General features: G+C 63.0%; 15 protein-coding genes. 14 read left to right on the top strand and 1 reads right to left on the bottom strand.

Features of this window, described 5'->3' with window-relative positions:
- Positions 1-140: 140 nt before the first annotated feature.
- From TP2_RS18140 to TP2_RS17115, 8 genes are all read left to right on the top strand, one after another.
- A complete protein-coding gene (locus TP2_RS18140) occupies positions 141-4,778 on the top strand; it encodes a beta strand repeat-containing protein (protein WP_051692809.1) in 4,638 nt (1,545 codons plus the stop codon).
- Between the two features lie 539 nt (positions 4,779-5,317).
- Positions 5,318-6,109, top strand: coding sequence for a nitrilase-related carbon-nitrogen hydrolase (locus TP2_RS17145; protein ID WP_051692807.1), 792 nt, complete (start codon positions 5,318-5,320; stop codon positions 6,107-6,109).
- Positions 6,109-7,029: a LysR family transcriptional regulator gene (locus TP2_RS17140; protein ID WP_051692805.1), complete on the top strand. Its 921-nt coding sequence runs from the start codon at positions 6,109-6,111 to the stop codon at positions 7,027-7,029. The genes TP2_RS17145 and TP2_RS17140 overlap by 1 nt, the downstream gene beginning before the upstream one ends.
- Positions 7,030-7,125: 96 nt before the next feature.
- Positions 7,126-8,085 (top strand): agmatinase, encoded by a 960-nt coding sequence (gene speB, locus TP2_RS17135; protein ID WP_038080011.1) that lies wholly within the window; start codon positions 7,126-7,128, stop codon positions 8,083-8,085.
- Between the two features lie 26 nt (positions 8,086-8,111).
- Positions 8,112-9,176: an extracellular solute-binding protein gene (locus TP2_RS17130; protein ID WP_038080009.1), complete on the top strand. Its 1,065-nt coding sequence runs from the start codon at positions 8,112-8,114 to the stop codon at positions 9,174-9,176.
- Between the two features lie 72 nt (positions 9,177-9,248).
- Positions 9,249-10,289 (top strand): ABC transporter ATP-binding protein, encoded by a 1,041-nt coding sequence (locus TP2_RS17125; RefSeq protein ID WP_038080007.1) that lies wholly within the window; start codon positions 9,249-9,251, stop codon positions 10,287-10,289.
- Positions 10,286-11,140, top strand: coding sequence for an ABC transporter permease (locus tag TP2_RS17120; RefSeq protein ID WP_051692803.1), 855 nt, complete (start codon positions 10,286-10,288; stop codon positions 11,138-11,140). Before TP2_RS17125 ends, TP2_RS17120 begins: the two co-directional genes overlap by 4 nt.
- Positions 11,137-11,937, top strand: a complete 801-nt coding sequence (locus TP2_RS17115; protein WP_038080003.1) for an ABC transporter permease — start codon at positions 11,137-11,139, stop codon at positions 11,935-11,937. The genes TP2_RS17120 and TP2_RS17115 overlap by 4 nt, the downstream gene beginning before the upstream one ends.
- 92 nt (positions 11,938-12,029) lie before the next feature.
- Here the strand turns inward: TP2_RS17115 and TP2_RS17110 are convergent, their stop codons facing one another.
- Positions 12,030-12,665: a TetR/AcrR family transcriptional regulator gene (locus TP2_RS17110; protein ID WP_038080001.1), complete on the bottom strand. Its 636-nt coding sequence runs from the start codon at positions 12,663-12,665 to the stop codon at positions 12,030-12,032.
- Positions 12,666-12,775: 110 nt separating this feature from the next.
- Between TP2_RS17110 and TP2_RS17105 the strand changes: the two genes are divergently transcribed.
- The 6 genes from TP2_RS17105 to TP2_RS17080 all read left to right on the top strand — a co-directional run bounded on the left by TP2_RS17105 (position 12,776) and on the right by TP2_RS17080 (position 18,455).
- Positions 12,776-13,825, top strand: a complete 1,050-nt coding sequence (locus tag TP2_RS17105) for a polyamine ABC transporter substrate-binding protein (RefSeq protein WP_038080000.1) — start codon at positions 12,776-12,778, stop codon at positions 13,823-13,825.
- 13 nt (positions 13,826-13,838) lie between these two features.
- A complete protein-coding gene (locus tag TP2_RS17100; RefSeq protein WP_038079999.1) occupies positions 13,839-14,693 on the top strand; it encodes an ABC transporter permease in 855 nt (284 codons plus the stop codon).
- Positions 14,693-15,463 carry an ABC transporter permease gene (locus TP2_RS17095; RefSeq protein ID WP_038079998.1) on the top strand — a complete coding sequence of 257 codons (771 nt, stop codon included), beginning with the start codon at positions 14,693-14,695 and terminating at the stop codon, positions 15,461-15,463. Before TP2_RS17100 ends, TP2_RS17095 begins: the two co-directional genes overlap by 1 nt.
- Positions 15,460-16,482, top strand: a complete 1,023-nt coding sequence (locus tag TP2_RS19055) for an ABC transporter ATP-binding protein (RefSeq protein ID WP_038079997.1) — start codon at positions 15,460-15,462, stop codon at positions 16,480-16,482. The genes TP2_RS17095 and TP2_RS19055 overlap by 4 nt, the downstream gene beginning before the upstream one ends.
- Entirely contained in the window at positions 16,482-17,210 is a 729-nt protein-coding gene (locus tag TP2_RS17085; RefSeq protein WP_038079995.1) for an MBL fold metallo-hydrolase, read from the top strand. The genes TP2_RS19055 and TP2_RS17085 overlap by 1 nt, the downstream gene beginning before the upstream one ends.
- 297 nt (positions 17,211-17,507) lie before the next feature.
- Positions 17,508-18,455: a 1-phosphofructokinase family hexose kinase gene (locus TP2_RS17080; RefSeq protein WP_038079989.1), complete on the top strand. Its 948-nt coding sequence runs from the start codon at positions 17,508-17,510 to the stop codon at positions 18,453-18,455.
- Positions 18,456-18,619: the final 164 nt, after the last annotated feature.

Here is an 18,619-nt window from a genome sequence, read left to right as displayed (position 1 = left end):
GCCGATAGGCCGGCAACGTCCGAAGCTTCGTCAATATCACGTAATGTTTAGAAAGCTTTATCGGACGATCGCGTCGAGATGATGCATTCCTTGGCCCGAAGTTGTCGAAAAATGGCAATGTTTCCAAGGGGACAAGTGGGATGGGAAATGAGCCGCGCTGGTCTGTGCGCGTGACGCAGGATATTCTCAAATCGAGAAAGACGCTGCTGTGGGGAACCTCGGCGCTTTTGTTGGCGCTGAACTTTCTTTCGGGCGAAGTATACGCCGCTCAGGTGGGGGGCACTGGCGGTAATGGCGGCTATGGGGGCGCTGGTGGATCGCCGGATTTGACGACCGGCACCGCGACTGACGGCGGCAACGGAACCCGGTTTATCAACATCGGCACGGGCGGCGGTGGCGGCAGCGCCGGGATTACCGGCGGTGCGGGCGGGTCCGGCGGGACCTCGATGAGCGCAGGCGGTGGCGCTGGCGGCGCTGGCGGCGCGGCCGCGGTAGGCGGTGTCGGCGGCGACGGAAGCAACGGGAGCAATGGCGGGGCCAGCTCCGGCGGCGGCGGCGGCGGCGGCGGAGCGTTTGGCGCCGTGTCGACAACTTTCCCGCTCGCGGGGCCGGTGCAAGGCGGCAATGGCGGACGTGGCGGGAATTCCAACGGCATCGGCGGTGGTGGCGGCGGCGGCGGCGGCGGCTTCGGCGTATTCATCATGGGCGCGGGCGGAACGAACACCACTTCCATCACCGGCGGTGCGGGCGGAAACGGCGGCAACAGTTCCACGTACAAAGGCGGCGACCTGCCTGGCGGTAACGGTGGCGCTGGCGGCGCAGGCGTCGTTTTCGCTGGCACGGGGTCTCTCGCAAACTCCGGCACAATTCAGGGCGGTAACGGCGGAACTGGTGGAACGGGTGGAACCTATCATGGGTCGAGCCAGCCTGGCGCAGGTGGCGTGGGGGTCGCAGGCAGCGGTTTGACGATCGTCAATAACGGCTCGATCAGCGGTGGCTTGAGTGGCGATGGGGTCACCCGCGCCGACGCGATCAACTTTACCGGCGGTGCCAACACCCTGACCGAAGGGGCCACCGGCACGCTTACCGGCAATATCGGCATTAACGGTGGTGGCAGCCTGCTGATCGACCAGACTGGCAACAGCGCGACGCTCTCGAACGCGATCACCGGCAACGGTTCGGTCGAGATCCGGACCGGTTCGAACGCACTGACGCTGAACGGCGCCAGCACCTATCGCGGGGGCACGACGCTCACCAACGGCACGGTGTTCGTCGGCAGCGACAAGGCGCTGGGCACCGGCGGGGTCACCATCACCGGTGGTTCGGCGCTGATCGGCACCGGATCCGTCAGCCTCGGCAACGCCATCAACGTCGCCTCGGGCCAGACCGGCATCATCGGCGCGGTGACCGGTTCGGAGCTGGCCCTGAGCGGAGCGATCAATCTTAGCGGTGCCAATCTCCACATCGGTGTCAGCAACGGCCTGGGTACCGCTGATGGCACCGTGGTCACGGCCTTCTCGAGTCTCACCAGCGATGCCTCTTCTTCGATCAGCGTCGATTACGGCACCCTGCAGATCGGCGCGACGGACGGGGGCGGGACGAAGTTCGACCTGCCGGTCACCGTCGTCGGAAGCGGCGCCGCGAGCGCCACGCTCGATGTCAACGGCCATGCGGTCACCTTCGCCGGGCTTTCGGGCAACGCCAACGGGGTCATCACCAACGGCGGCACGACCAACGTCACGCTGACGGTCGACGACAGCGCCGGCAGCACCTTCGGTGGCACCATCAACGACGGCACGGCGCAGATCGCGCTGACCAAGACCGGTGCCGGCAACTTCGTGCTTGCGGGGGCCAATGGTTACACCGGCCTTACCACCGTGAGCGGCGGGTCGCTGACACTCGGCAACGCTGCGGCGATCGGTAACCAGTTTGTGGTCGACGGCAGCGGCTCGGTGATGGATCTCGGCGGCTACAGCGTCACGGTCGTCTCGGGCACCGTTCAGGGGAGCGGCACGCTGCAGAACGGCACGCTCGAGATGACAGCCAATAGTGCGACCGCGCTGCAGCTCGGCGACGCTCTCGTCGCCGCCAACCTGACCGGCGCGGGTGCTGGCGTGACGGCGTTTTCCGGCACCAGCATTCTGACCGGCACGAACACCTACGGCGGCGGCACGACCATCGGGAGCGGCGCCACCCTGATCGCAGGCAACGGCAGTGCGCTGGGGACTGGCGGGGTGAGCATCGGTGACGGCGCCACGCTGGTCGGCGATGGCACCTTCACGCTGTCGAACGGGATGACCGTCGGCTCCGGCAACAGCGGCACCATCGCGGCGACGAACGGCAACACGGTGACGCTGACCGGGGCGGCGAGCTTTGACGGCGCGGCGGTTCACATCGGCACCGCGACCTCTGCGGGCACCGTGGTGGGCGCGTTCTCCGGAGTGAGCGGGACACCAACATTGCTGTCGGTCGATTACGGCACCTTCCGGATGGGCGCGGGGACGACCGACCTGCCCGCGACCAATCTCGGCGCGGCAGGCACGCTCGACGTGAACGGAAACTCCACGACCTTCGCTGCGCTTTCGGGCGATGCTGGTGGGGTGCTGACCAATGGCACAGCGAGCAACGTGGCGCTGACGGTTGCCGGCGGCACGACGAGCTTTGCTGGGTGTATCGAAGACGGCTCGGGCGGTGGCATCACAGCGCTTGAGGTGGCTGGTGCCGACCTGACGATGTCGGGTGCTAATACCTATACTGGCGGCACCACAGTGACCTCCGGTGGTCTGGCAATCGCCGCAGGAGGATCGATCGCCGGGCCCTTGGAGGTCTCGGGCGGCAACGTCAGCAACGCCGGCGCGATCGGCGGAACGCTCAGCGTAGCTGGCGGTACGGTCACCAACAGCGGCGTCGTCAGCGGCGCGACGTCGATCTCGGGCGGCACTGTGACGCTCGCATCCGGTTCCAATCTTTCCGACAGCGCGGGCGTGACGCTGACAGGGGGCACGCTCTTCGTGGATGCGGCCGACGCCACCGGAGCACTGACCAACGGCGGGACGGTGAGTGTCGGCAGCACCGGCAATCTTACGGTCAACGGAGACGTCACCAACACTGTCGGGGGAACGATCAATATCGCGACGGGCGGCACGTTGACCGATGCGCTGAACAACTCAGGCACGGTGAATAACGCGGGCACCTACAACGCCGATGTGAACAACTATGCAACGGGGGTGATCACCAACAGCGGCACCTGGAATGGAGATTTGCTGTCGAATGCCGGGTTTGTCTCGAACACCGGAACGTGGAACGGCAATGTCGTGTCGAACTCCAGCACGATCAGCTTGGGCAACGGCTCGACGATCACCGGCAATGTCGCCAGCTCAGGCGGCACGCTGGCGCTAGAGACCGGCGCCTCGGCGACGATCGGTGGCGACCTGAACGGTGGCACGATTTCGATGCAGAACGGTGCGGCCACCGAGGCACTTGCCGTGAGCGGGACCACCAGCGGGCCGCTCACCGTCAACCTTGATGTCGACCTCACCACGGGCACTGCCGATAGTCTCTCGCTCAATGGCGGCACGGGCGCGGTGGCCATGAACTACAACCTGATCGGCTCCCCCACCCTGGGAACGCCGATCACGGTTATCAGCGGCACCAATCTCGATCAGCTGAGCTACACTGCCACGGGTCTTTCGAGCGGCGCGATTGTCGCCAGCCAGGAGGTCACTCCGACCGCCGTCAGCGTGGTGGCGCAGGTCAACCCGTCCCTTGGCGGGACGATCACCGGCCTTACAGTGGTGCAGAGCTTGATGGGGGTGGTGATCGACCGGCCCGCGCCGATCTTCGACGCGCAGCCTGAAGGTGCAGGGCAGTGTAGCGGCGCCTGGGCTCGGGCCGTCGGTGGCTATGCCAAGGGTACGGCCAGTACATCGAACGGCATCTCCAACCAGCCGTCGCAGACCCGCGTCCACTACAATGGGCTGCAGGTCGGGGGCGACTGGGGTTGCGGCGAGAGCGACGGTGGTATGGCCCTGCGCTGGGGCGCGATGGCAGGGATCAACAACGGCTCGACGGCACAGGGCGTTTACGGGCTCAACGCGACCGACCCCACTGTCCTGACAAGCACGCTCACCTCGACGACCCGCTCCGACTTCAGCCAGTCTTATGCGGGGGTCTACCTCGCGGGCCAACAAGGCGGGTTCGGCTTCAACCTGCAACTCCGCAAGGTGCATAGCGATTTCGACCTCAGTGACCCGAGCTTCTTTGCGCCGGGTACCTCGACGGCGCTCAACACCACGACGCTCGCCGGCGACGTTTCCTTCACCCAGAGCTTCAGTCGTGGGTTGAGCGTGACATCTCTGCTCGGGCTGGGGCTGAGCCGCACAGGAAGCTCGTCGCTGAGCTACCTCAACGGCACGCTCGTCACCCAGGCTCATGACGGTCGGGTGGCCTTCGTCGGGGCCACGCTTCGGAAGGTATATGCGGTGAATGGCGAGGCGGCGAAAATCACGAGCTTCGCCACCGGCAAGGTCTACCACGATTTCAGCCCTGACATCGTGTCGACCTTCGCCCCGACCGGGGGCGGCACGTCATCAGAGGTTCGCAGCGGCAACCTTGGTACCTACGGCGAGGTTTCGCTGGGGGTGAACTATGTCAAACCCCTCACCTTTGGTGGGACCAGCCCTGCAGGTCAGCTCGGCGCGGCCCTCGGGCTCACCGGTCAGTTCTCGGACAAGGTGCACAGCGTCGGGCTGCGCGCGCAGCTTCGGGTCCAGTTCTGAGGGGATAAGCGGGGAGGCGACATCCGCCTCCCCAACCAGAAGGTTGCCGGGCGCAAAGCAGGGACGGGTCGGACCGAACGGTGGAAGATGTCTCTGTTCAAGACCCGGCGGCACCCTTTCTATCGAGACCTGCTACGCGATCCATTCCAGCCAGTCTTGAGTGCGCCGAGCGCGATCTTTCGCTCCACTCCCATTGTCGCGGAAGTCAGGCCACGACTACGGGTTCATGGCTGGAGGAGGCGTGAAAGTGCATGACGTCGCGCCGCTTTTCTGGCGCCTGAAGAGGCGCGTTCGGGGAGGCGGTTGAACGGAAATTCGCAGAGTTTCCGTGGAACGACATCGACACTGAAGCGTGCAGCCTGAATATCCCTCGCGTCGTACTTCCTCCATGACATTGCGCGAGACCGTAGCGTGGGCCTCCGACAGCGGCGGTCTGATCCGGCTTGCAGCGGTAGCCGAGACCGGCAAGATTATCGTAGCGTTGTGACCCTATGACGCCGCCGGCAGATCTCCTGCAAAGACGAAAGAGAAGAACAACCATGAACAACGAGACGCGGACCGGGATGGTCGTTGCGCTCTGGCAAGGGCGAACGGTCGCTGGAGATCGTGATGCCGCTTTTGACGAGATTGCGCGTGTTGCCGGGGCTGCAGGTCGGGCCGGGGCCGAGGTTGTGGTCTTTCCCGAACTCTTCCTGACCGGGTATCAGCGCGATGACCTCGGCGATCTCGCGTTGAGCATCGAGGAGATGGCTGAGCGGATCGCTCCGTTGGCCCGCGCGGCCGGCTGCGCGATCTGCGTGGGCTACCCGGAGCGCGCAGGGGAGGGGCTGTGCAACTCCGCTCTCTGCATGTCGGCAGCGGGCGAGCTGCTGGGCAATCATCGTAAAATCCAGCTCTACGGCGCCGCTGAAGCCGATCGTTTCGTGCAGGGAACGCGATACACGATCTTTGATCTGGGCGGGAAACGCGCGGCGATCCTGATCTGCTACGATGTCGAATTCGCGCCGCACGTCGCAGCTCTGCGTGCGCGCGGTGTCGATCTTATCCTCGCGCCCACCGCGGCGATGCGTCCTTTCGAACATGTGGGAGAGCATGTCGTGCCTGCGATGGCGGCCAATCACGGGCTCGCAATCGTCTATGCCAATCTCTGCGGGGCGGAGGCCGATCTGGAGTATTTCGGCCTGTCGGTGATCGTGGGGCCGGATGGCAAGACCCTCGCGCGTGCAGGAGCGGAACCTGCGATGCTCCTCACGACGCTGAAGCCGCATTACGACGCCGCGTTGCTCTCAACCCAGGCGCGCGATTTTCGGCCGATCGAAGAGGATCGCTGATGCAGCTTGCGGGAACGGATCTACGCCTTCTCAGAGTGTTTGATGCGGTCGTGCGCCATCGCGGTTTCGCGGCGGCGCAGGCGGAGCTCAATGTCAGCCAGTCGACGATCTCCACCCAGATCACCGCTCTGGAAGATCGTCTGGGCGTGACGCTGTGCCGTCGGGGACGTGCCGGGTTCCGGCTGACCCAGAAAGGCGAGATCGTTCATGCCGCGGTAATCAGGCTGCTCGCTGCGACGGAGGAGTTCGTCAGTGAAACCGCCGCCTTGCGCGGCACGCTTTCCGGAACCTTGCGTGTCGGTCTTGTCGATCATGTCGTCACCGATCCGAATTTCCGGTTGCCCCAGGCGATTGCAGCGCTGGAAAGGCGCGCGCGCTCCTTGCGCTTCGAGCTTGCCCAGGGCTCTCCGCAGGAATTCCAGACCCGCGTTCTCGAAGGCTCGCTTCATCTCGCGATCGGGTCGTTTCCGCACAAGGTTGCGGGGCTGCATTATCAAAAGCTCTATGAAGAAGAGAATTTCCTCTACTGCGCGCCGGGGCATCCGCTCTGGGCTGTGCCCGATGCGGCTCTGACACCGGAATTTGTCAGCTCGATGCGTGCGGTTGGCCGCAGTTACTGGCGCGACGATCATTGGAATAATCGAGATTTTCCGCACACGACCGCAGTCGCGCAGGGGCTTGAACAGCAGCTCGTGATGATCCTGTCGGGAGCCTTCATCGGGTATATGCCCGATCATTCGGCGCGTCGCTGGGTCGAGGCAGGGCGTCTGCGGGCGATCCTGCCTGAGCGCTTTCTCTATCGGTGTCCGTTCGAGGCCGTCACTCGGCCCGATGCGGAGGCCTCCCCACTTGCACAGGCGATGCGTGCAGAGCTGCAAGCGCTTTACGCGAGTGATGCTGAAAAAAGCGACAGCTGTTGATTGATGCTTCGATTTTTGTCGAAGTGAATTTCAACGCATCGATATTTTTCAGATCAACGCGGCATCGCATTCTCCGCCCGCGCAACGGAGACTGCGATGACCGAAAACCGTTTGAATCAACCCCTGAGCGGCAATGCCATGCCGCGCACCGGCGGACCCGCAACGATGATGCGACTGCCTTCCGCACCCACAGCGGAAGGACTCGACGCGTGCTTTGTCGGAATCCCGATGGATATCGGAACCTCCAATCGTCCCGGCACGCGACTTGGCCCGCGCCAGATCCGTGACGAAAGCCGGATGATCCGGCCCTATAATATGGCGACGGGTGCCGCGCCCTTCGAATATCTGCAGGTGGCCGATATCGGGGATGTGCCGATCAATCTCTACGATCTGAAAAAGTCGGTGGAGATCATCGCGGAGCATTACCGCTCGATCCTGACGCATGACGTGATCCCGCTCACGCTCGGCGGCGATCACACGCTGACCTGGCCCATTCTTCGCGCGATTGCCGAGAAGCACGGGCCCGTCGCCCTCATTCACGTCGACGCGCATTCTGACACGAATGAGGACATGTTCGGTGAGACCGTCGCACATGGCTGCCCGTTCCGGCGCGCCTGGGAAGAGGGCTGCCTGATCAACGATAAGGTCTTCCAGATCGGGCTGCGAGGCACCGGCTACGGACCGGATGATTTCGACTGGGGCCGTGAGCGCGGCTGGACCTGCATTCAAGCTGAGGAATGCTGGCACAAATCGCTTTCGCCTCTGATGGCGGAAATCCGGGCGCGTATTGGCGATGCTCCGGTCTATCTTTCCTACGATATCGACAGCCTCGATCCGGCCTTTGCGCCCGGGACAGGCACGGTCGAGGTCGGCGGTCTTACGACGATGCAGGGGCTCGAGATCATCCGCGGAACGGCGGGGCTCAATCTCGTGGGCTGCGATCTGGTCGAGGTGTCGCCGCCCTATGATATGGCGGGCAACACTGCCGTGATTGCCGCCAACTTCCTCTATGAAATGCTCTGCGCGCTGCCCGGCGTGCCGCATGGGCGAAAATAGAAGCCGGACAACAGGGAGATAATCCAATGAAAAGACGCGAGTTTCTACTGAGTGCGGCGCTTGGAGCGGCCGCTCTCGCGGCCCCCACCGTGCCGCGCGCGGCTACGTCCACGCTGAAGGTCGGCACCTATGGTGGCTACTTCAAGGACAGCTTCGACAAGTTCATCTACCCAGATTTCACGGCGGCCACGGGCATCGAAATCGAGAGTATCGCCGAGCCCACGGGCGAGGCGTGGCTTGTTCAGCTGTCTCAGGCCGCGCGTGCGGGTCAGGCACCGGCCGACGTGTCGATGATGGCGCAACTGCCGCGCATCAAGGGCGAGCGTTCGGGGCTTTGGGCCAAGCTCGACGCTGACAAGATGAGCAAGATCGCAGCGCTGCCCGACCACTTCGTGCATCGCTACGAGGATGGCAGCGTCTATGGCACCGGGGCTGTGAGCTGGTATATCACCCTCGTGACCAATACCGACGCCTATCCCGAGGCGCCGACGTCCTGGCAGGCGCTTTGGGATCCGGCGAACAAGGACAAGCTGGGGCTGATGTCGCTTGCGACGAACTCCTTCCTGCTCGAAATCACCGCGAGCACCCATTTCGGCGGCACTGACATCCTCAAGACCGAAGAGGGCATCCTCAAGGTCATGGAGAAGCTCGCCGAGGTGAAGCCGAATGTGCGCCTTTGGTACCGTGACGAGGGGCAATTCCAACAGGCGCTCGAAACCGGGGAAATCCCGATGGGCGAGTATTACCACGATGTCACCTCGCTCGCCGCGTCACAGGGCAAGCCTGTCCGGTCGACCTTCCCGCAAGAGGGCGCTGTCCTCGATTCCGGCTCCTGGGTGGTGTCAAAAGCCTCGAGCGCGCTCGAACAGTCGCAGATCTTCATCGACTACATGGCGCAACCCGAGATCCAGGCGAAGATGTCGCGCAATGTCGGCACCGCCCCGACCGTGCCGCGTGATCTGACCGATCTGACCGACGAGGAGTTCGCGTCCGTGTCCTCGGACCAGGCGCCGATCCTGCCGCTTTACGACATCTATGTGGATCGCGGTGACTGGATCAATCAGAAGTGGTCCGAAATGATCACTGGCTGATCTGGCCAAACCCGTGCCGTGGCGGCTCCTTGCTGCCACGGCATTCATCTGTTCAGACGGAATGGGACAGCGATGACAAACCTGCGCATCGAACGGTTGTGCAAGACATTCGGGACATTCACTGCGCTCGATGATGTCTCGCTCGAAATTCCCACGGGCAAATTCGTCTGCCTTCTCGGGCCTTCGGGGTGCGGCAAGACTACGCTGTTGCGGGTGATCGCCGGGCTTGAAGCTCCAAGCGGTGGTCGCATTTTCGTCAATGGAGAAGATCAGACCCGGATGCCGACACACCGGCGCGACATGGGCATGGTGTTTCAGTCTCTGGCGCTTTTCCCCCATCTCGATGTGGCTGGAAACATCACCTATCCGCTTGCGATCCGGGGAGCGGATCGTGCATCGCGCGCGGCACGGGCCGAAGAATTGCTCGAGCTGGTGCGGCTGCCGGGGATGGGCGCGCGGCGGATCGACCAGCTCTCGGGCGGACAGCGCCAGCGTGTCGCTATCGCGCGCGGGCTTGCCATCGATCCCAAGGTTTTCCTTCTCGACGAGCCGCTTTCGGCCCTCGATGCAGGGCTGCGCGAGCATATGCAAATCGAGCTGCGCCAGATCCAGCAGAGCCTTGGCGTGACCACCATTGTCGTCACCCATGACCAGAAGGAGGCCCTGACCATGGCCGATCTGGTGATCGTGATGAAGGATGGCGTCATCCAGCAGGCAGGCGCACCGATGGAGATCTACCGAAATCCGGCGAATGCCTTCGTGGCAGGCTTCATCGGTACGACCAACCTTCTGCCCTGCGCGATCCATGACGGGACGATCGAGGTTCTGGGGGCGCGGTTGCCGATCACCGAGGGCGACCGGATCGGTGTCGATCACGGGGCGGTGCAGCTTTCGGTGCGTCCCGAGCACATCGGGATCGTGCCCACCGGCAAAGGCGCGATCGAGGCCGAGGTGACCTTTGTTCGCGATCTGGGCGAGAGCCGCCATGTGCTGTTGCAGGCGAGCGGACAGGAGATCATCGCGCAACTCACCCCCGAGACGCAGGCGAGCTATCGCCCCGGCGACCGGGTGAGCCTCGACTTCCGGCCGGGCGAGCGCGTGGTGGTGACATGAAGGACGGGGCTGAGATGCGCGCGACGCCGGGTTGGGTCGGATTGTGGCCGGCGCTGATGCTGGCCATCTTCTTCCTCGTTCCCTTCGGCATCATGCTGGCGGTCTCGGTCTCGCATCGCGATCCGGCGGGCGCCTTCATCCCCGGGTTTGAGCTCACCCATTACGCGCGCTTCCTGTCGGCCTTCTTTGCCAAGGTCATGGCGGTCTCGGTCGGGGTGTCGGTCGCGGCCGCCGCGATCTGTGTCGTGCTGGCCTTTCCCTTCACCGTGTTTCTCGCGTCGATGAGTCACCGCACGCAGACCGTGGCGCTTGTCGTTCTGCTCTCGGTGCTGTCGCTCTCCGAGGTGATCATCGGCTTCTCGCTTTCGACTTTGCTGTCCAAGACAGCCGGGATTTCGAACCTGTTCTACTGGCTTGGGCTGATCGCAGAGCCGCGGGCCTACACGCCGTCCCTGTTCGCCCTTGTGACCGGGCTTTGCTATATCGGCTTTCCGTTCGCGGTTCTCGTACTCTACCCACCGGTTTCCCGGCTCGATCCCGAGATCGTGGAGGCCGCCCGCGTGATGGGGGCGTCGGCTAGCCGGGCCTTCTTCGGAGTGGTCGTGCCGAACCTGAGGGGCGCCATCGTCGGGGCGTTCATCCTCGTCTTCGTCTTCACGCTCGGTTCCTATCTTCTCCCGCAGCTTCTGGGGCGCTCTGAAGACTGGACCTTGTCGGTTCACATCACTGACCAGGCGATCTACCAGACGAACCTGCCCTTCGCCGCGGCGATGTCGATCTTCCTGATGCTCGTGGCGCTGGCGCTTGTGGGGCTTGCCTCGCTTGCGGGGCGCCAGAGGAGGGCGGCATGACGCAACTGCTCAAACGCGCCTATGTGGTGGTAATCCTGCTCTTGCTGCTTGCGCCGCTGGTGGTGGTGACGGGGGTGTCTCTGAACGGGCCGCAGACGCTGCGATTTCCACCCGTCGAGCCGTCGCTGCGCTGGTATGGCTCCTTGTTTCAGGATAGCGCATGGCTCGTGCCGCTCGGTCATTCGCTTTTGATCGCCGCCTGCGCCTCCGCGCTCTCGGTGTCGATCGCGCTGCCGCTCGCGCTTTTCGCCTGGGAACGAAACGGTGTTGCGGCGCGCGTGCTGACGGGGCTCGGGCTTGCACCGTTCACCTTGCCACCCGTGATCACGGCGCTCGGTTTCATGGTGTTCTGGATGACTGTCGGCGGTTACGGCCAGATCTGGGCGACGATCATCGCGCATGCGGTCTTCCTCGTCACGCTGCCGCTCGTAACGATTTCTCTTGGCCTGAAAGGTATCGACAGATCGCTGCTCGAAGCGGCGCGCGTGATGGGGGCAGGGCGCTGGACCGTGATGCGCACCGTGATCGGCCCGCTCGTGCTGCCCTTCATCGTCTCGGGCTATGCCTTCGCCTTCGTGCTCAGCCTGAACGAATACATCATCGCCTATATGGTTGCCGGGTTCACCGTCGAGACGATCCCGATCAAGATCTTCAACGCCCTGCGCTATGGCTACACGCCCATCCTCGGCGTGGTGTCGGTTCTCTTCGTCCTGCTTGCCGCTCTGGTCTTCGGTCTGATCGGCCGGTTCGGAGATCTGCCGCGACTGATGGGATCTGAACGCGGTCGTAGCGAATGAGCGATCTGGTCGCTCGCAGGCCTCTGTGCCGATCAGATGTTGCGATCGAAGGCGGCGGGCTTCACTGGCAGTCCCTCGTGCCTCACGTCAATCTATGCCTCGGCGCGATCGTCCGAGTGCTCAAGGAACCGCATCATTTCGTGCATCTGGGCGAAGACCGTTTCCTTGAGCGCGGTAAGGCTCATCGTCTCGGAGGTCGTGAAGGCCATGAAGTGACCATTGAGACAGAGAAAGATCATCTCGCCGAGAAGCTGCGGTCGAGCCTCTTGCCTGATGGTGCCGCGGCTTTGCAAGCTGTGCACCAAGGCAATCACCTGATCGCTCAGGGCCGCGTCGAGCCCTCGATAGCGCTTGGAGAAAGGTGTCTCGGGATGCTGGATCGCGAGCGCCATTGCCGTGCGCCACATCTCCTTGGTCAAATAGACCAGCGAGTGATCGTAGTAGACGGAGATCAGCGCGCACAGAGCGTCTTTGGGGTTGGCAGGCGGGTTGGCGAGAACCTCCTCGCCCTGATGAAGAACCTCTTCCACCTCCATCGACACGATCGCGAGGAGGAGATCGGCCTTGGTTTCGAAGTAATTGTACAACGTGCCGACGGAGACTTCGGCGCGTTCCGCGATGGCTTCGATCCGGGCTGCCTCGTACCCGCTTTGCCCAAAAAGCGCGCTTGCTGCCTCGAGAATGGCGCGATTGCGCTTGGCTTTCTGTTTTTCGCGAAGCCCCGCCATCGGTCCTCCTGATCGGTCTGAAAATTATTATTGACTACAAAAATGAACCAGTTCAACTTTTTCGTTATCGCACGGCGCGAAAAGATGCCGGCACGCAACAGGAGAGAGAGATGACTTTCAAGAGAACATGCGCCGCTGCGGCGTTGCTGCTCGGTCTGGTCCCCGCGGCGCAGGCTGAAGAACTCAATGCACTGATCTGGTGCGACCATGCGGATCCGAAGCTGCTCGAACCCTTCGAGAAGGCCCATGATGTCCGCGTGAACGTCAAGGAGTATGAGGGGACTGCGGCGGGGTTGACGATCCTCCAGCAATCGCAGCCCGGAGACTGGGACGTGATGGTGATCGACGCTGTCGATGTCGCGCGCGCCGTGGAACAGGGCTATCTCGCGCCGCTGCCGGACGGGGCTGTCTCGACCGCTGATTACTTCCCGCAGGTCGTACTGGCGGATCATAATTCCGTCGATGGCAAGACCTACGCGGTGACCGAGAAGTTCGGGTACAACACGCTGGCCTACAACAAGGCGAAGGTGGACCCGAAGGACATGGAAAGCCTCGCTTCGCTCTGGTCGGGGAAATATGATGGCCGGATCGCGATCTATGACTATTACCTGCCGGTCCTCGGGCTGGTCGGTCTCGCGGAAGGGATCGACACCGCCAATCTCGACGCTGCGGCGCTCGAGAAGCTGCGCGATCCGCTGATGAAGCTCAAGGCGGCCTCCAAGCAGGTCTCGGACGTGGTGGCGAGCCAGACCGCGCTTGCAACCGGTGAGGTCGACGTGCTGATCGGCGGTGGCGAATGGCTGACTGCGGTGCTTCACTCCGAAAATCCCGATCTCGACTGGACGATCCCGAAGGAGGGCGGCCTGCTCTGGGCGCAGTCGATCGGGATGGTCGAGGGTACGCAAAAGCCCGAACTTGCGATCGAGTTCATCAAATACATCACCTCGCCCGAGGGGCAGGCACGGCTTGCGACCTCGTCGTGCTATTGGGGCATGCCGGCGAACATGGCGGCGGGAGATGCTCTGAGCGAGGATGAGAAGTCGGTCCTTCGTTGGAGCGATCAGACCGATTATCTCGCCCGGGCGCAACTTTATCCGGTGCCGGATGCGCAGACGGATGCGGCGATGCAGGACATGTGGACCGACATGCTCCAGAACTAAGGACGGTGCGCGCATGAGCATCGAACGGATCGAGAAACGTCAGGGAGCGACACTCGTCGCTCCCGCACTCTTGTGGACTCTGATCTTCTTCGTCCTTCCCTTCCTCGCGATGGCGCTGATGAGCCTGTCGCATCTTGAAGGACGCTCCGTGGTTTCGGGGCCGGACTTGCGAAACTACGCGAAGATCTTCACCGAAGCGTCGCTGCTCAAAGGGATCGCAGTCTCGCTCGAAATCACGGTGCTGGTCACGGTCATTTCAGTGGCGCTCGCCTGGCCGCTCGCCTGGATCATTGCCACTCGCGTCCCGGTACGCTGGCGGCGGCTGGCGCTGCTGCTCGCGGTCCTGCCGTTCTGGACCTCCTATGTCGTGCGGTCCTATTCCTGGGCGCTCGTGCTGGGAGAGAAGGGGGTCGTGATGAATGCCCTCGTCGGTCTCGGCATGCTTTCCGAGCCGGTGCAGATCATGGCCACGCGCAGCGCGACCGTGACTGGCTTCGTCCATTTCTTCGTGATGCTGCTGACGCTGACCATCTATTCCAATCTGGTGCAACTCTCGCCGAATTATGCGCGCGCGGCCGAGGATCTGGGCGCTTCGCGATGGCAGGTGATCCGCCTGGTGATCCTGCCGCTTACGTTGCCCGGGGTCGTGACGGGGGCGTTCCTGACGTTTGTGCTGTGCATCGGCGATTACATCACTCCGCAGATCCTTGGCGGCAATAACGAGCTGACCCTGCCGCAGCTCATCATGCTGCAACTCGGGCGGCGCGGCGATTATCCGATGGCTTCCGCTCTCTCACTGGTTCTGATGCTGATCGTGACGCTTGCCTATCTCGCTTGCGCACGCTGGCTCAAGATGGAGCGGGTCTGATGCGCACGCTCTCCTGGGTCTATCTCGGCGCGATCTTCACCTTCATCCTGCTTCCCGTCGTCGTGTTGGTCATCTTTTCGTTTCAGGACGGCCGGTTGCCCGTTCCGCCTTTCAAGGGCGCGACGCTGAAATGGTATGCCAAGATCCTCGGGGATCGCGACCTGATGGACGCGCTCGTCAATTCGATGATGGTCGCCATCCTGTCGTCGCTCGTGGCCGTCACCTTGGGGTTTCTAGCTGCGTCTGGATTGGCTCGGGCGGCCCTGCCGGGCAGCGCGCTGATGCGCGGACTGCTGATCGCACCGATGACGGTTAGCTACCTGATCATCGGCCTGGGGCTTTTGCAGATGTTCAATCAGGTGGGCATCCGGCCTTCGCTTCTGGCAACCGGGATCGGTCATGTCGTGATCAACCTGCCGCTTTGCTTCGCGATCCTCTACGCCGCGATCGGGGAGCACCAGAAAAGCGCGCTTCAGGCTGCACGCGATCTCGGCGCGCGCGAGTGGCAGGTGCTCTGGCATGTCGCGGCACCAATGCTTGCCCCGTCGCTCGCTGCTGCTTTCTTCCTGTCGTTCACCTTCAGTTGGGATGAGTTCATCATCGCCTTCCTTCTCACGCGCTTCGACGTGACGCTGCCTGTCGAGATCTGGTCAATGCTGCGTTCCGGCCTTTCGCCCGCGACGAACGCGGTGGGCTCGCTCGTGTTCCTTGTCTCTGTCGCTGTCGTCGTGACGCTTGAGCTTACGCTTTTCCGAAAGGGGTCCAAATGACCGCCGAGGTGCAGATCCGTTCCGTCAGTCACAGGTTCCAGAGTTTCACGGCGCTCGAGGGAATTGATCTCGAGATCGCTGCGGGTGAATTCATCGTACTTCTCGGGCCTTCGGGCTGCGGCAAGACCACGCTTCTGTCCATCATCGGTGGCTTTCTGACGCCGTCAGAAGGCGAGGTCCTGATTGGCGGCCGTGATATGACCCGTGTCGCCCCCAAGGATCGCCCGACCACCACGATGTTTCAGGACTATGCACTTTTTCCGCATATGAACCTGCGCGACAATGTCGCCTTTGGCCTGAGAATGCGCGGCGTCGGGCGCAAGGCGCGTCATGACCGGGCGCTCGAGATGCTCGAGATGGTCGGGCTTGCAGCGTTTGCCGCGCGCAAACCGCACGCGCTTTCGGGCGGACAGCGACAGCGGGTGGCACTTGCCCGGGCGCTTGCGGTGGAGCCGGATGTGCTCTTGCTCGACGAGCCTCTCGGCGCGCTCGATCTGAAGCTGCGCCGCCAGATGCAGGACGAACTCAAGAATATCCAGCGCAAGGTCGGCACCACCTTCATCCATGTGACCCATGATCAGGAGGAGGCGATGGCGATCGCCGATCGGATCGTGGTCATGAACCGCGGCCATATCGAACATTTCGGAACGCCCGAGGATGTCTACCTTCGCCCGCGGACGCTGTTTTCTGCCGATTTCATGGGAGAGATGAACCGTATTCCGGTGCGTCGCGAAGGCGGGACTTCGATCTCGCCGCTCGGCCCGCTCCCGTTCGATCTCGGCGAAGGTCTCTTGTGCCTGAGACCGGAGAATATCGGCTTCGATGGCAGCTTCAGTATGGGGCGCGCCCGGCTGCAAGAAGTTGCATTCTTCGGAACCCATCACCGCTGTCATTTCGTGCCGCTCAAGGCGCCCGATCTCACCCTGACGGTGAATCTGCCTCAGGGCGCGCATCCCGCGCCGGGGGCGGAGGTCGAGCTGTTCGGGCGAGATCCGGTGCTGCTCTCGGAGGACGTTTGATGAACCGTATCCCGCCGAAGGATTGGTATCGCCAGCGCCGCGTTGGCGATGGGATCACCTGGATCGACGAGCCGTGGATTCAGGAATTTTACCGCTGCAACATCTGGCATGCGCGCGGGCGCGATCGTGATCTGATGGTCGATAGCGGCATGGGCGTTGTGTCGCTGCGCGAATGGGTCCCTCTGGTGAGTGAGCGTCCGCTCGACGCGGTGGCGAGCCATACCCATTTCGATCACATCGGCTGTCACCACGAATTTCCCTGCAGGCTTTGCCACGAGGCGGAGGCCGAGATTCTGGCGCGTCCGACGCGCGCGAGCACGTTGGCCGATCCCTATGTCACCGACGACATCTTCGACGCGCTTCCTGACGTGCCTTACAGCTCGACGACCTATGCAGTGAAAGGGGCGCCCGCGACACGGTTGCTCGTCGATGGCGATATCATTGACCTCGGGGATAGGCATTTCGAGGTGATCCACACGCCCGGCCATAGCCCCGGCGGCATCGCGCTCTGGGAAGCGGCGACCGGTATCCTGATCTCGGGTGACATCGTCTATGACGGACCGCTCATCGAGGACACTTATCACGCCGATGCCGCCGATTACATTCGGTCCATGGAGCGTCTTCTGCGATTGCCGGTGCGCGTCGTTCATGGTGGGCATTTCCCCTCGTTCTCGGGGGAGCACCTGCGCGAACTCATTACGGATTGGCTACGCAAGAAGCAGGCGTGAAATCAGAGGCGACGGTCTTCGCTCACGACATAGGTCGATTTCAGCGCAGCTTCGCCCGTTCGGAGTGCTTCGCGGCATTTCGTTTTGTCGGACAAGGTGTGTGACTTTGTCGGCGGCAGGTCGGCGCGCATGATTTGCCGCAGCCGTCGTTTCGAAAATCACGGCTAGGCTGAAAACCTTGCGGGTCCGCTGTGCGCCGGGCAATCATAGGGCGGATAGGGGCGCCGGAATGAACGAACGTCATGCCGGTCGGGATTCCCCGCATCGTCACCGTCATCTGCAACGGGGGGAGGGGCCGTGCCGGACATTCTGACGATCACCCTCAAACCGGCTGTCGATTTTGCGACTTCCACGGATCATGTCGAGGCAGGGCCGAAGCTCTATTGCTCGGAGCCGCGGGTCGATCCGGGTGGTGGTGGGGTCAATGTCGCGCGCGCGATCTCGAGGCTTGGCGGAGATGTGCGGGCCTTTGTCGTGGTTGGGGGCGCGATGGGCGATCGCCTTCTGGCACTGCTGGCGGCGGAGGGCGTGCCGGTCGAGGCATGCCGGGTGGCTGGCGAAACAGGATACAGCCTTGCGGTCACCGACGGGGCTTCAGGCGAACAGTTTCGATTTACCCTGCCCGGCGGGCGGGTGAGCGAGAGCGAAGCAGCCATGATCCTCGAACGGATATCGGAGGTGGTTCCCAAGAATGGTTTTGTCGTGCTCAGCGGGGGCGCCGCAAAAGGCCTTCCCGAGGACTTTGCGCAAAAGGTGCAGGCTGTTGTGTCGCAAAACAATGCACGACTGATTGTCGATACCTCCAAGGCGCCGCTGTTACACTTGATATCGTCCCCGACGGCGCCGTTGGATGTTCTGCGGCTTGACCGAAGCGAGATGGAAAAGGCGCTGGGCTGTTCGATGCGCTCGGTTGCTGACAATCTGGCCTTTTGCGAGGGGCTCGTTGAACGCGGCGTCGCGCGTATCGTGATCTCCGGGCACGGCGCGCAGGGCTCCGCGATGGTCGCCAATGGCGAGAAGTTTTTCTGCCACGCCCCGCAAGTGCCGGTGCGCAGCAAGATCGGCGCAGGGGATGCGCTGGTCGGGGCCTTCACCTTTTCGCTCGCGCAGGGAAAGGCGCCAGAGGAGGCGCTGAGATGGGGCGTGGCAGCCGCCGCCGCGACTGTCGGTACGGAGGGAACCGCGCTGCTCGACAGGTCCGGGGCCGAGGCCTTGTTCGCGCAATGCAGATTGGAGCGGTTTTAGGCCCGTGAGCCGCGCGCAGCCAAAGAACTCGCGGTGGAAGTGAATTGTCGACGACCGATGAGACACCCGATTTCCAGACGCTGCCGGCGTTGCCTGAAAGGGGCTTTGTGAGGGGTGGCTGGACCAGACTTTTCCGTCGCGTTCCCGCCGAAAGCGTCCTTTTC

The sequence above is a fragment of the Thioclava pacifica DSM 10166 genome (assembly GCF_000714535.1).
GTDB lineage: Bacteria > Pseudomonadota > Alphaproteobacteria > Rhodobacterales > Rhodobacteraceae > Thioclava > Thioclava pacifica.
Note: the sequence above shows the minus strand (reverse complement) of the source record. Positions and strands in the feature narration are given on the sequence as shown.